Here is a 13,780-nt window from a genome sequence, read left to right as displayed (position 1 = left end):
AAGCTAGTAAGATCCCTGAAAGATGATCAGGTTGATAGGTTCGAGGTGGAAGCATGGTGACATGTGGAGCTGACGAATACTAATAGATCGAGGACTTAACCATATAATATGAAGCAATGTTATCTAGTTTTGAAAGAATATAAAAAACTTGTTGACTTTCAAAAGTAAATGAGTTACAATAATTCTTGTCTTAAATGAATACAGTCTGGTAATGATGGCAGAGAGGTCACACCCGTTCCCATACCGAACACGGAAGTTAAGCTCTCTAGCGCCGATGGTAGTTGGGACCTTGTCCCTGTGAGAGTAGGACGTTGCCAGGCAAATGGAGGATTAGCTCAGCTGGGAGAGCACCTGCCTTACAAGCAGGGGGTCGGCGGTTCGATCCCGTCATCCTCCACCATTTAGCCGACTTAGCTCAATTGGTAGAGCAACTGACTTGTAATCAGTAGGTTGGGGGTTCAAGTCCTCTAGTCGGCACCAGAAATCATGGCGGTTGTGGCGAAGTGGTTAACGCACCGGATTGTGGCTCCGGCATTCGTGGGTTCGATTCCCATCAGTCGCCCCATTTTTCTTAAATAAATTAATATGCGGGTGTGGCGGAATTGGCAGACGCACCAGACTTAGGATCTGGCGCCTTTGGCGTGGGGGTTCGACTCCCTTCACCCGCACTTTTAATTAAATAACTCATACATGTCTTGCGGAAGTAGTTCAGTGGTAGAATACAACCTTGCCAAGGTTGGGGTCGCGGGTTCGAATCCCGTCTTCCGCTCCAATTTTCAATATGACATGCCGGGGTGGCGGAACAGGCAGACGCACAGGACTTAAAATCCTGCGGTGGGTGACCACCGTGCGGGTTCGACCCCCGCCCTCGGCACCATATGCGCCCGTAGCTCAATTGGATAGAGCGTTTGACTACGGATCAAGAGGTTAGGGGTTCGACTCCTCTCGGGCACGCTTTTATTAACGGGAAGTGGCTCAGCTTGGTAGAGCACCTGGTTTGGGACCAGGGGGTCGCAGGTTCAAATCCTGTCTTCCCGATATTCCTAAAAAACATGGGGCCTTAGCTCAGCTGGGAGAGCGCCTGCCTTGCACGCAGGAGGTCAGCGGTTCGATCCCGCTAGGCTCCACTTATATTAATATCATTTATGGCGGTGTAGCTCAGCTGGCTAGAGCGTACGGTTCATACCCGTGAGGTCGGGGGTTCGATCCCCTCCGCCGCTACCATAAAGGACCTTTAGCTCAGCTGGTTAGAGCAGACGGCTCATAACCGTCCGGTCGTAGGTTCGAGTCCTACAAGGTCCACCATTAGACGTATATATCTCGGAGGTATACCCAAGTTCGGCTGAAGGGATCGGTCTTGAAAACCGACAGGCGGCGAGAGTCGCGCGGGGGTTCGAATCCCTCTACCTCCTCCATTTTTTCTAAAGTAAATATTTTATCATCGCGGGGTGGAGCAGCACGGTAGCTCGTCGGGCTCATAACCCGAAGGTCGCAGGTTCAAATCCTGTCCCCGCAACCAAATGGTCCCGTGGTGTAGTGGTTAACATGCCTGCCTGTCACGCAGGAGATCGCCGGTTCGACCCCGGTCGGGACCGCCATTTTTACATAAAGGCTCGGTAGCTCAGTCGGTAGAGCAGAGGACTGAAAATCCTCGTGTCGGCGGTTCGATTCCGTCCCGAGCCACCATTTTGAAGTCGCAAGCCGACTTAGCTCAATTGGTAGAGCAACTGACTTGTAATCAGTAGGTTGGGGGTTCAAGTCCTCTAGTCGGCACCACTTTCAAAATGAGCCATTAGCTCAGTTGGTAGAGCATCTGACTTTTAATCAGAGGGTCGAAGGTTCGAGTCCTTCATGGCTCACCATTTACAATTTAATGCGGGTGTAGTTTAGTGGTAAAACAAGAGCCTTCCAAGCTCTGGTCGAGAGTTCGATTCTCTTCACCCGCTTTTCAATTATGGGCCTATAGCTCAGCTGGTTAGAGCGCACGCCTGATAAGCGTGAGGTCGATGGTTCGAGTCCATTTAGGCCCACCATAATTGTTCCGCAGTAGCTCAGTGGTAGAGCTATCGGCTGTTAACCGATCGGTCGTAGGTTCGAGTCCTACCTGCGGAGCCATATTTATAGAGAAGTACCCAAGTGGCTCAAGGGGCTCCCCTGCTAAGGGAGTAGATCGCGAACGCGGTGCGAGGGTTCGAATCCCTTCTTCTCTGCCAGAACTGGCCCGTTGGTCAAGTGGTTAAGACACCGCCCTTTCACGGCGGTAACACGGGTTCGAATCCCGTACGGGTCATACTAAAAGAGATAGCATAATCTGCTATCTCTTTTTTGTTGTATAAAAATGGACTTTGGATAGTCTGCTTTTTTATGCAATAGAAGAAATATGAAGTATTCGCTGTTGCAGTTGGGTACATAGAGAGCCGTAAATACAATCATGTTAATTATTTGGACCTGTATGAATATGAAGGAATTAACTTCAACTTGAACTTTTACCCCAGCTGTATGGCTGTAGCCTCCTACACTTGGAGAAACCGATGAAAAATGCATCTGGGAGCTACTGTGGAAAATAAATAATATATAGAAGAAGTTGCTTTCTCTCAATAGCTGTGATCTACTGAAGACAGTTTTTTTATGTTGTCAGTATTGTCGAGTTTTGTCGGTAAGTCGATATATTGCAAAAATCGCTGATATAATTTGAGTTACGATCGATAAATTTTAATAATCGCTGATATATTTGGAGTTACGGTCGATATATTCTAAAAATCGCTGGTATAATTTCACTTACCGACAAAAACCACAAGAAAATCCCTTTCACAATCTAAAGAAAACGCCTCCATTGAAATGGATTCCACACCTATTCCAATAACTTTACACTCTATGTGAAAAAGTTCACAAATAGGTCATAATTTGTGAACTTTTTCACAATAATACGTGCTACAATATGAATGTAAAGAAGTTAAACAACATTAAATTAGTATTTTAATTAATTACTTAAACAATCATAAAAAAATATATGTGAACAATAGAGAGGGGAAATTACCATGAAAAAAGGTATCAATCGTGTAGTATTAGTAGGAACAGGAGCTGTAGGTTGTAGTTACGCTTACTCAATGATCAACCAAGGTGTAGCTGAAGAATTCGTATTAGTAGATGTTAATGAAGCAAAAGCAGAAGGGGAAGCAATGGACTTAAGCCATGCGGTACCATTCTCTCCATCACCAACAAAAGTTTGGAGCGGTAGCTATGCAGATTGTAAAGATGCAGATTTAGTAGTTATCACTGCTGGATTACCACAAAAGCCAGGTGAAACTCGTTTAGACTTAGTTGAGAAAAATACAAAGATCTTTAAACAAATCGTTCGCGGTATTATGGATAGCGGATTCGATGGAATCTTCTTAATCGCAACTAACCCAGTTGACATTTTAACTTACGTAACTTGGAAAGAATCTGGTTTACCAAAAGAGCGCGTAATTGGTTCTGGTACTACTTTAGACTCTGCTCGTTTCCGTTACATGTTAGGTGACTACTTAGATGTAGATCCACGTAACGTTCATGCTTACATCGTTGGTGAACACGGTGATACTGAACTTCCAGTATGGAGCCACGCTACTATCGGTGTACAAAAACTAGAAACAATCTTAGCTAACAACGAACAGTACAAACAAGAAGACTTAGATAAAATCTTCGAAAATGTACGTGATGCAGCTTACCATATCATCGAGCGTAAAGGTGCAACTTACTACGGAATCGGTATGTCACTACTTCGTGTAACTAAAGCAATCTTAAACAACGAGAACAGCGTATTAACTGTATCTGCATACCTTGAAGGCCAATACGGTGAGAAAGATGCTTACGTAGGTGTTCCAGCTGTAATTAACCGCGAAGGTGTACGTGAAATCGTAGAGCTTGAGTTAAATGAAGAAGAAAAAGCGAAGTTCGCTCATTCTGTAAAAGTATTAAAAGAAACAATGGCACCAGTACTATAATAATTGCTAAATCATTCAGGGGCGGGACACTGCTTCCTACCTCTGAATTCATATAATTTAATATAAATTCCTTTTCCGGTTTCCCTTGTATATCCCCAATATACCCCTTTTGCTGGATCAGGGTCGTTTATAGAAAAGAGCACCCTACTTTAAGTAGAGTGCTCTTTATTATCCCGCATTAACGGGCAGTAAGATCCCCACCTCAAAATGCAGCGAAAGCAAAGAAGTTAGTTTGGTGATCAACTGCCCGTAAAAGCCCGATTGGTTCAACTAATAATCAGTGGGGGATGAACACCCCCCACTGATTAAAGTTTCACTTTATCATTTTTTAGGCGTTAATCCTAATTTCTTTAAAATATCTGCCAGTGTACCGCTTTTGGATTTTTCTACAGGTGTTTGTGATTTAGATGCATCTGGACCTTTTTTCAAGAAGTTCTTTTCGACGAAGCGAATATCTTTTTCATCGACAATCCCATCTTTATTAAGGTCTCCGTCTTTTACAGTTAGTCCTTTTTTGCCATAGTTGCTAGCGATAATTTCAGCATCTCTAATATCGATTACTTTATCAGCATTTACATCGCCGGCAAGGTTTTCGTCAGGTCTTGCATAATAATATTGGCCAAGCAGCTTACCGTCTTTTTCAGTACCAAGTTTCGTTGTTAGGCGGCTTGTTAAATGTCCTGGCACCTCTACATATAAGTTGTAGTCGCGTTTATTAACAGGAAGTCCATTTAATTTGAAGTATCCGTATTTATCTAGTGAGCCTTCAAACTTATGACGGTAAGAATCAGTCGCATATACTTTTACGCCAAGCTTTGTATAATCTAACTTTTCATCTAAATATCCACGTTCATTTAAGAATGCACCAGGTTTAATATTTCCTTCTACTAGTGAGTTTAAGGACATTACTGAGAATGATTGATCTTGAAGGACACGCATTCTATTTGGCTCTGTTTCTCCTGGTTTCCAGTATACAAACACTGGTGACTCTAATTGAGCAGTTGCTTCATAAAACTCATCGTTTTCTACTTTGAACGTTACATCAATGAACGGGAAATCACCATCTAATCCAGCGAAGTTTTTGTCATCGATAGCACCGCCAACTGTAACAGAGCCTGCTTCTAGCTTCGGTTCATTTACTTTTGCGGTTACCCCTTTTTGGGAAAGTAGCTTTTCAAAAGCAGGATTAAATTTCGCATTTGCAAATTTGAAGTTCTTCTCTAGGAAGTTTACATTAAATTGCCCAGCAACAAATTGTTTCACATGTTTGGCGTTTAGCGTCACAGTGAATTCATCACCTTTATATACTTCTTTTTTATCATAGCTAGTTTTCGCATATTGAGCTCCTTGCGGGATAAACCAATAGTTATTTACACCGCTTGGATAGTCAGCTCCTGCAGTTGCATAATCGAAAATATATACCCCTGTGTTCATTGGACCTTCCACTTTAAAGGATTCAGGAGTAATGCCAACTTTAAAGTCACCGTTTGCATTAATAGGTAAAAACTTATGCAAGTATGGAGAATAGTCATAATACATCACTCCGTTTGCTTCTTGCGTAATGTTTAATCCTTTTCCTTTTAAGTAGTCAACATTCGAATCATACACATTTCCTTTAATCCATAATGCCTTTTTACCGTCTTCTACTGTATAGTTTTCTTCATTTAATTCATAAATACCAGGTTTTAATCCAGTTAATTTTACTTCTGGCGGTGTATTATCAATTACGACATAATCACCTTTCACACGTGCTTTACCATCTTTATCATAGCCAACAAATTCAATTGTGTAATCGCCTTCTGGTAAGTCGATTTTCTCATCACCAATTGGTTTTGCAGGATCATTTGTGAAAGGATATACTCTGCCGTTAAAGAATGAATCTAAGTAGTAATACACATCCGTTTTTAGTCCGCTTGTGTTTAATGTTCCAATGAAGCCAAGCGCTTTATTTGTTTTTGAATCCTTCACGATAAGATCTAACGTCTCAAGGTCGCTATTTAATTGGAATGCTCCGTGTAAATACGATTCACGGTATGGATTGAATTTAGATGTATCAGTTGAAATGGCTTTTCTTGATAAAAAAGCATTTTCAATACCAGGCTCTGATACACGAATAGAGAATGGTATTTGATACGTTTCTTCTTTATTTTTCGTATTTGTAATATGAATATATCCTTCATATCGGCCTTGCTTCACGCCAGCTGGAATATTAATTTTTGCTTCAACCTCATCTGATTTTCCAGCATCAACAGTAATTGTTTCTCGGGTAGAAACTTTTACACCATTTGCGGTAGCGTCGTTAATGGAAGGAGAAGCTGGTGTATAAGAAATTTCTGTTTTAAATTCTTTCTTCTCTTGTTTATTATGATTAGCTACTTTTATATTTCGTTTTTGTTCAAGAGCTTCACCGTCTTTTTGATAGAACTTCCCGAATGCAATGGATCCGGTTTCTTCTGGTACTTCAATTACTTCATCATTTACAACTGTTTTTGTTGTATCTAGCACTTTAAAACTTGTTTCCGTATGAACGGAGTTGTATGCATCTACTCGTCCAGCTCCAACTTCATATACGGAATACTTTTCTTTTAAATCATCAGCTGTGTTCATAAGAGACGCCTTTACATCGAATGGAGAGTATTCTGGGTGTTCTTGTAAAATAAGAGCAGCAACGCCCGCGATATGAGGAGAAGCCATAGATGTTCCTTGCATACGCTCATAGGAAACGTCATAGTTTTCGCCCTCTTGTGGGTCATTAATATATTCAGGTACTGTTGAAAGTACAGCAACACCAGGCGCTGTAATATCTGGTTTAATACCATCATTTGATGTAACAGGACCGCGTGAGCTAAAGTCTGCAAGATGATCGCCTTCTGTTTGAATATAACTAAGTTCGTCAAAAGTAAAGGATGTATTACCTTGTTCGATTTGAGCTTTTAGTTTTTCACCGTCTTCTTTCGTTAGGCGGAATGCTGGAATGTATTTTGTGCTTTCGCCAACGTAGAAAGGAATTTCTCCGTCCACATTGTTATAAATAATAACGGCCTTTGCGCCAGCTTGTTTTGCGTTAGCAATTTTTTCATCAAATGACAGTGTGCCACGTGCAACGAGAGCGATTTTTCCTTTTACATCTTTTTTACTAAACTCGTCAGGCGTACCGATTCCTATAGATTCAATAGGTAAAGTTTGTCCCTTGAAATCTTCTATTTTATCAGTGAAGTTTTTGCCGAACAAAATTAGGTTAGGGAATTGTAATTGTCCAGCATGACCTGATAGTTTCGGTAAGGAAATAGAGCTATCACTGGCTCCAACCGTAATAGCAAATGGCGAAGCACCTGGTGATCCGAGTGTTGATGGATTCGGTCCAGAGTTACCAGCAGCAACGACTGTAACAACGCCTGAAAGCATCGCGTTATTAACAGCGATAGATGTTGGATTAAGAGGATTGTTGCTATCATCACCTAACGATAAGTTAATAACGTTCATACCGTCAGAAATGGATTTATCAATTGCAGCGATAATACCTGAACTATCTCCACTTCCGTATGGTCCGAGTACACGATAGTTATACAGTTCAATGCCAGGTGCAACACCTTTTACTGCTGAATCAGATTGGTTCTTCTTTTGTGCAGAAACGATACCTGCTACGTGAGTGCCGTGGGCTGTGTAGAAGGAAGAACCACGGCTATCAAATTCAGGAGCACCAGATTGTTGCCATTCTGAATAAGTAGTTTCCATTGGATCTGCATCGTTATTAATAAAGTCCCAACCCTTTACTGAGTTTGGGTCTACTTTGCTAGAGTCCTCACCAGGTTTCGCGCGATAGCCTTTATATACGTCTTTTAAGTCAGGATGATTGTAATCAATACCTGTATCTAATACACCAACTTTAATTCCTTTTCCGGTAATGCCCTCACTATGTAACTTATCTACTCCAATTTGCGGGATGCTATCTGTTAGTTTTTGAGGCGCTTTTTGCTCAGCTTGTTTTGGTAAATTTAATTTCACTTCGTAATCTTTCCAAATACGTTTTACAACGCCAATTCGTAACAATTCTTCTACTGTATTTGCTGGTAATGTCATCGCAACACCATTTATCGCATGCTTATAAGAACGTTTAATTTGTACAGACTGGAAGTTTCCTGATTTTACTGATGGGCTGAATTGATAAAGACGTTTTAGTCCTTTTTCGAATTCTTCATGTTCTTGATCAATACGTGCTTTTATATTTTCAGGAGCAGACTGTAATCCTTTTTCTTTTTGTTTTAATTCATTAATCTTTACTGGAGCAGTTTGAAATTCTACGATGATATTTACAGGCTCAGAACTACTCGTATTAATATCTGGTGAAATTGTAAAACCAGGGTTGGCATCTACCGTTTGTAATGCCAGGCGTTGTTCTTTAGAAAGCTTAGATAATATAGAATGAGCATTTGAAGATTCAATTTGGTTAATAGGACTTTCAGCAAGTACATTGAACGGAATAGCAGTTGAAAACAAAACGCCAGCTGTTACAATTCCGGTAACAAAACGATTTTTCTTTTTCATTTATAGGCCTCCGGTAATTTATATTTTTAAAAATTATTTCTCCACGCCAGCTGTTTGCTCAGTATGGAATGTCCAGTTTAGCTGCAGGGAATCACCTTGAAATTTATTTTGATCTTGGTTGTTATCTTCAAATGAGAAGAGGACGTGTAAGAAATCTGTTTCACCAGATTTAATACCATCTATTAAGTTATGACGTTCTAGAGACGTAGCGACATCTTCAGGTTTCATAGTTTTTAATTGTGATAGTTTTGTTTCCCACAAAATCTCATGATCATCGTTTGGATTAGATGGCTGTCCATCATTTACTAGAAACTTGACGATAATGTGATCACCTAAATCTTCACCGTCATTATTTTGCTTTGCATCTGTAACTTCATATGATGTTTCAAGTGCTACTTTTGCGATATCCAATGTACCTTTATTTTCAAGCTTGAAGTTCCTTTCAATAAAATCACCTGGTTTTAAATCTTTCACATTAACGATTACACTTGGATTAATAGAAAGATCTAGTGTTCCAGCTTGAAATGAGTTACTTGATGTTTCTGAATCACTGAAATAGGCGAATACACCGCCGAATGTAAGGGATAAGCCAAGTGAAGCGGTGATAACTCCCATTCCTACTTTTTGTTTTAATGACATATGAAAGCCTCCTAGTTAAATTTGTATAGCAACCGTTCGCAACAAGGATAAATAAGTAAACATAGTAGTCCGCTATGAATTGTGGTTACGAAAGATCTATGTTCTTTATTGAGAACAAGTATATGCTTATAAATTTCGCATTTCAATAAAATTGTGACAAAAAATATTGAGAAACATTTTTTTATGACAGATTATTTTGTTTTGATTTTAAGTGAAAAATAGCATGAAAAATAGGATAAACATAATAAAATAAAGGTTGAGAAAAAATAATTGGTAAAAATATAGAAGAATAATAAAGCGTTTTCAATGAATATTCGTCAAAATTCGATATTTTACACGGAAATGTGAAGGAAAACTAACATTTTCAAGAAAAAAACGAATGTTTTTTATAAATTAACAAGGATATTGCAGTTTTTCGCAGAAATAGTTAAAGTATAAAAAATTCTGTCATCTAAGTGAGGTGAGCATATTGAGTGTAATAAATTGTGAAGAAGTGAAACGAGATGAGTTTCATACAGAAAAGTACTATGAAAGTTATAATATCTTTGGCGCACATGTTGTGACGGAAGATGAGATTCAAGGAGTACGATTTACAGTGTGGGCTCCTCATGCGAAAGCAATGAGTGTTGTTGGAGATTTTAATGAGTGGGATTATGAGCAACATAAAATGCTACAAGTGACAGAAGAAGGCATTTGGTCCTTGTTTATACCGCATATTGAAGAAGGAGAAATATATAAATATGCGATTGAAACGTTGGCTGGTGACGTCATTTTAAAGGCAGATCCGTATGCTGTATATGCAGAAGTAAGACCGAATACGGCATCTGTAGTTTTTGATATAAAGGGATATGAATGGAGTGATAAAAACTGGATTCGTAAGAAAAAGAAAAAATCGATTTATAAAGAAGCGATGACAGTTTATGAATTACATTTTGGTTCTTGGAAAAAGAAAGAAGATGGAACACTGTATTCTTACAGGGAAATGGTAGAAGAACTCATTCCATATGTGGTGGAACATCAATTTACACATATTGAAATTATGCCGCTTGTTGAGCATCCATATGATCGTTCTTGGGGATATCAAGGAACGGGATATTATGCAGCGACGAGTAGATTTGGTACACCGCATGATTTAATGTATTTTGTCGACGAATGTCATAAATATGGAATCGGTGTCATTTTAGATTGGGTGCCGGGGCATTTTTGTAAAGATGCTCACGGTTTATATTTGTTTGATGGTACACCGACCTATGAATATAAAGATAAAGATGTACAAGAAAATCCAGTATGGGGAACTGTCAATTTTGATTTAGGAAAGAGAGAGGTACGTAATTTCTTAATTTCAAATGCGTTATTTTGGATGAGATATTTCCATATTGATGGTTTCAGAGTTGATGCAGTTGCGAACATGTTGTACTGGAATAAAGAAGGACAAGAGCAAAGTAATGAGCATGCTGTTTCATTTTTAAGAGAGTTAAATGAAGCAGTGTTTGCAGAGGATGAAGATTTTCTTATGACGGCAGAAGATTCAACAGCTTGGCCACTTGTAACAACTCCAACGTATGAAGGTGGGCTTGGATTCAATTACAAATGGAATATGGGCTGGATGAATGACGTGCTGAAATATATGGAGTGTGCGCCTGAATATAGGAAACACATTCATGAGAAAATGACGTTTTCTTTGCTATATGCGTACTCTGAAAACTTCATATTACCGCTTTCTCATGATGAAGTCGTTCATGGGAAAAAGTCGTTATTAAATAAAATGCCAGGTGATTACTGGGATAAGTTTGCTCAGCTTCGTTTATTATATGGATATTTCTTTACTCACCCAGGAAAGAAATTACTTTTCATGGGAGGAGAATTCGGGCAGTTTGATGAGTGGAAAGACCTTGAAGATTTAGATTGGAATTTACATGATTTTGAAATGCATCGTTATATGCATGATTACTTTAAAGAGCTCATAGCATTGTATAAGCGCTCAAAACCACTTTGGCAGCTTGATCATTCGCCTGAAGGTTTTCAGTGGATTGATGCTAATAATAACGAGCAAAGTATTTTCTCGTTTATCCGTCAAGGGGATAAACAAGAGGATGCGTTAGTTATCGTATGTAATTTTACGAAAGCTACATATGAAAACTATAAAGTAGGTGTACCAGATTTCGAGTATTATAACGAGATTTTAAACAGTGATGCACAGCAATATGGCGGTTCGGGGCAAGTGAATAAGAAACGTCTTAAGACGATTCTAGAACCGTACCATAATCAAGCAGCACATGTAGAGATTACAATTCCACCATTTGGCGTATCCATATTACGACCAGTGAAGACGAGAAAGGGGAGCAAAAAACAAGATGGCTCAAAAACAAAAGTGCGTAGCAATGTTACTAGCAGGGGGAAAAGGTAGTCGTTTAAGTGCATTAACAAAAAATTTAGCCAAGCCAGCTGTTCCATTTGGTGGTAAATATCGCATTATTGATTTTACGCTAAGTAACTGTGCGAATTCTGGTATTGAAACGGTTGGGATTTTAACGCAATATCAACCACTCGAACTTCATAATTATATCGGAATCGGAAATGCGTGGGATTTAGACCGAGTAAACGGTGGAGTCACAGTATTACCTCCTTATGCGGAGTCTTCAGGGGTTAAGTGGTATACAGGTACGGCAAGTGCCATTTATCAAAACTTAAACTATTTAAGTCAATATGAACCAGAGTATGTTCTTATTTTATCAGGCGACCATATTTATAAAATGGATTACAGTAAGATGCTAGATTACCATATTGAGAAAGAATCGGATGTATCCATTTCTGTTATTGAAGTACCTTGGGATGAAGCGAGTCGCTTTGGCATTATGAATACGAATGAAGAGATGGAGATTGTTGAGTTTGAAGAGAAACCACAATTTCCAAGAAGTAATCTTGCATCAATGGGAATCTATATTTTTAATTGGTCAATTTTGAAAGAGTATTTAGAGATGGATGCAAGAAACCCTGAATCTAGTAACGATTTCGGAAAAGACGTACTTCCGCTTTTATTGGATGAAGGGAAGAAGTTAATGGCGTATCCGTTTGAAGGATATTGGAAAGATGTTGGAACGGTGAAGAGCTTATGGGAAGCGAATATGGATTTGCTTCGCGATGAAACATCACTGAATTTAAACGATCGTAATTGGCGTATTTACTCTGTCAATCCAAACGAACCGCCTCAATATATTGCTGAAAAGGCGAAAGTAGAAGAATCGCTTATTAACGAAGGGTGCGTCATTGAAGGGGACGTGAAGCATTCTGTTTTATTCCAAGGAGTGACGGTGGAAGAAGGAAGTATGGTGATTGATTCTGTCGTTATGCCAGGGGCTAAGATTGGTAAAAATGTTGTGATTGAAAGAGCGATTGTTGGATCAGAAATGGTTATTAAAGATGGAACAGTCATTCGTCCAGAAAAGAATGTTGACGATGTAGTATTAATTGCTGAAGGGAAATAGAAAAGGGGGATGAAATGAATGGGAGAAAAAATGTTAGGAATTATTAATGCAACGGGAAGTTTTCCTTCCTTAAAGAAAGTAACAGGGCATCGTTCACTAGCGGCGTTACCGTTTGGGGGCCGTTATCGACTCATTGATTTCATGCTTTCAAATATGGTGAATTCTAGTATTCATAGTGTGGCAGTTTTTACAAGCCATAAAAATCGTTCGTTAATGGACCATGTTGGTTCAGGAAAACAGTGGGATTTAGATAGAAAACGAGACGGACTATTTTTATTCCCGCCAAACTGCCAATGTGACCAAGATGAATTTGGGTCTTTTGCACACTTTAGAAGACATATTGATTATTTTCTAAGAAGCAGAGAAGAGTACGTTGTTATTACGAATAGCCATCTCGTAACAGCATTAAATTTTCAAGCGGTGTTAGAGCGACATATACATACGGCAGCTGATATTACAGAAGTTTGCCATGAAGGGGTTTCGCTTCAAACATACGTGTTAAAGAAACAATTATTGTTAGACTTATTTGAGTCATATAAAGGTGTGGAACAATACAGTTTATTTGATGTAGTGAGAGAAAAGCGCGGGAAATCATTACACATTGCTACATATGAACATACTGGATATGTAGCAATTATTGACTCGATTGAAAGTTACTATAAACATAGCTTAGAAATTTTGCAACCTGCTATTTGGAAGCAATTATTTAAGAAAGAAGCACCGATCTTTACGAAAGTAAAAGATGAGCCACCAACTCGTTATTTAAAGGGTGCAGTCGTGAAAAATACAATGATTGCAAATGGCAGTATTATTGAAGGGGAAGTCGAAAACAGTGTTGTTTCCCGTTCAGTTAAAATTGGAAAAGGTTCAAGTATTCGTAACAGTATTATTATGCAAAAGAGCCAAATTGGAGATAACTGTATAATAGACGGTGTTATTATTGATAAAGACGTGAAAATTGGCGACGGTGTCGTATTAAAAGGAAGCGCCGATGAGCCGTATGTTGTAGAAAAAGGAAGCGTACAAAACAGTACGATTAATAGTTATTCCTAAAGAATCAGTGGGGGCTTTTTCCTCCACTGATTAAAGTTTTAATTTAAATGAAAACTCGAAGGGAGGAAGCTGCAA

Annotated in this window: 6 protein-coding genes, 22 tRNA genes and 2 rRNA genes; 28 read left to right on the top strand and 2 right to left on the bottom strand. The window is 39.1% G+C overall.

Annotated features, from left to right (window positions below; all coding sequences use genetic code 11):
- The 25 genes from MR168_RS10160 to MR168_RS10040 all read left to right on the top strand — a co-directional run.
- Positions 1–103 (top strand): 23S ribosomal RNA (locus tag MR168_RS10160); the annotation flags it as partial.
- Between the two features lie 101 nt (positions 104–204).
- Positions 205–320 (top strand): 5S ribosomal RNA (gene rrf / locus MR168_RS10155).
- Positions 321–324: 4 nt separating this feature from the next.
- Positions 325–400, top strand: a tRNA-Val gene (locus tag MR168_RS10150).
- A gap of 4 nt (positions 401–404) precedes the next feature.
- Positions 405–480 (top strand) — tRNA-Thr (locus tag MR168_RS10145).
- A 9-nt stretch (positions 481–489) separates the two neighbouring features.
- Positions 490–565: transfer RNA gene (locus MR168_RS10140), tRNA-His, on the top strand.
- 22 nt (positions 566–587) lie between these two features.
- Positions 588–668 (top strand) — tRNA-Leu (locus MR168_RS10135).
- 29 nt (positions 669–697) lie between these two features.
- Positions 698–772, top strand: a tRNA-Gly gene (locus tag MR168_RS10130).
- Between the two features lie 16 nt (positions 773–788).
- A tRNA-Leu gene (locus MR168_RS10125) sits at positions 789–877 on the top strand.
- Between the two features lie 3 nt (positions 878–880).
- Positions 881–954, top strand: a tRNA-Arg gene (locus MR168_RS10120).
- A gap of 10 nt (positions 955–964) precedes the next feature.
- A tRNA-Pro gene (locus tag MR168_RS10115) sits at positions 965–1,038 on the top strand.
- A 16-nt stretch (positions 1,039–1,054) separates the two neighbouring features.
- Positions 1,055–1,127 (top strand) — tRNA-Ala (locus tag MR168_RS10110).
- A 20-nt stretch (positions 1,128–1,147) separates the two neighbouring features.
- Positions 1,148–1,224: transfer RNA gene (locus MR168_RS10105), tRNA-Met, on the top strand.
- 4 nt (positions 1,225–1,228) lie between these two features.
- Positions 1,229–1,305: transfer RNA gene (locus MR168_RS10100), tRNA-Ile, on the top strand.
- Between the two features lie 17 nt (positions 1,306–1,322).
- Positions 1,323–1,415: transfer RNA gene (locus tag MR168_RS10095), tRNA-Ser, on the top strand.
- 27 nt (positions 1,416–1,442) lie between these two features.
- A tRNA-Met gene (locus MR168_RS10090) sits at positions 1,443–1,519 on the top strand.
- A 3-nt stretch (positions 1,520–1,522) separates the two neighbouring features.
- Positions 1,523–1,598 (top strand) — tRNA-Asp (locus tag MR168_RS10085).
- A 12-nt stretch (positions 1,599–1,610) separates the two neighbouring features.
- Positions 1,611–1,686, top strand: a tRNA-Phe gene (locus MR168_RS10080).
- Between the two features lie 14 nt (positions 1,687–1,700).
- Positions 1,701–1,776 (top strand) — tRNA-Thr (locus MR168_RS10075).
- Between the two features lie 10 nt (positions 1,777–1,786).
- Positions 1,787–1,862, top strand: a tRNA-Lys gene (locus MR168_RS10070).
- Between the two features lie 13 nt (positions 1,863–1,875).
- Positions 1,876–1,946 (top strand) — tRNA-Gly (locus tag MR168_RS10065).
- 10 nt (positions 1,947–1,956) lie between these two features.
- Positions 1,957–2,033, top strand: a tRNA-Ile gene (locus MR168_RS10060).
- A gap of 7 nt (positions 2,034–2,040) precedes the next feature.
- Positions 2,041–2,115 (top strand) — tRNA-Asn (locus tag MR168_RS10055).
- Between the two features lie 7 nt (positions 2,116–2,122).
- Positions 2,123–2,213 (top strand) — tRNA-Ser (locus tag MR168_RS10050).
- 5 nt (positions 2,214–2,218) lie between these two features.
- Positions 2,219–2,290 (top strand) — tRNA-Glu (locus MR168_RS10045).
- A 748-nt stretch (positions 2,291–3,038) separates the two neighbouring features.
- Positions 3,039–3,983 carry an L-lactate dehydrogenase gene (locus tag MR168_RS10040; protein ID WP_000715339.1) on the top strand — a complete coding sequence of 315 codons (945 nt, stop codon included), beginning with the start codon at positions 3,039–3,041 and terminating at the stop codon, positions 3,981–3,983.
- Between the two features lie 321 nt (positions 3,984–4,304).
- On the opposite strand, the gene MR168_RS10035 is transcribed toward MR168_RS10040, so the two are convergent.
- Both MR168_RS10035 and MR168_RS10030 read right to left on the bottom strand, forming a co-directional pair.
- Positions 4,305–8,528 carry a S8 family serine peptidase gene (locus MR168_RS10035; protein ID WP_242291248.1) on the bottom strand — a complete coding sequence of 1,408 codons (4,224 nt, stop codon included), beginning with the start codon at positions 8,526–8,528 and terminating at the stop codon, positions 4,305–4,307.
- Positions 8,529–8,561: 33 nt separating this feature from the next.
- Entirely contained in the window at positions 8,562–9,167 is a 606-nt protein-coding gene (locus MR168_RS10030; protein WP_242291247.1) for a CalY family protein, read from the bottom strand.
- A 469-nt stretch (positions 9,168–9,636) separates the two neighbouring features.
- Here MR168_RS10030 and glgB point away from each other — a divergent pair, with 469 nt between their 5' ends.
- The 3 genes from glgB to glgD are packed head-to-tail and all read left to right on the top strand — an operon-like array spanning position 9,637 to position 13,705.
- On the top strand, positions 9,637–11,574 hold the full coding sequence (gene glgB, locus MR168_RS10025) for a 1,4-alpha-glucan branching protein GlgB (protein ID WP_086411544.1): 1,938 nt from the start codon (positions 9,637–9,639) through the stop codon (positions 11,572–11,574).
- On the top strand, positions 11,522–12,652 hold the full coding sequence (gene glgC, locus MR168_RS10020) for a glucose-1-phosphate adenylyltransferase (protein ID WP_242291246.1): 1,131 nt from the start codon (positions 11,522–11,524) through the stop codon (positions 12,650–12,652). The genes glgB and glgC overlap by 53 nt, the downstream gene beginning before the upstream one ends.
- Positions 12,653–12,670: 18 nt before the next feature.
- A complete protein-coding gene (glgD, locus tag MR168_RS10015) occupies positions 12,671–13,705 on the top strand; it encodes a glucose-1-phosphate adenylyltransferase subunit GlgD (RefSeq protein ID WP_006915634.1) in 1,035 nt (344 codons plus the stop codon).
- Positions 13,706–13,780: the final 75 nt, after the last annotated feature.

Source organism: Bacillus cereus group sp. BfR-BA-01356 (assembly GCF_022663635.1).
Lineage (GTDB): Bacteria > Bacillota > Bacilli > Bacillales > Bacillaceae_G > Bacillus_A > Bacillus_A cereus.
The sequence above is the reverse complement of the archived record's forward strand: the minus strand, read 5'-3'. Positions and strand labels throughout refer to the sequence as shown.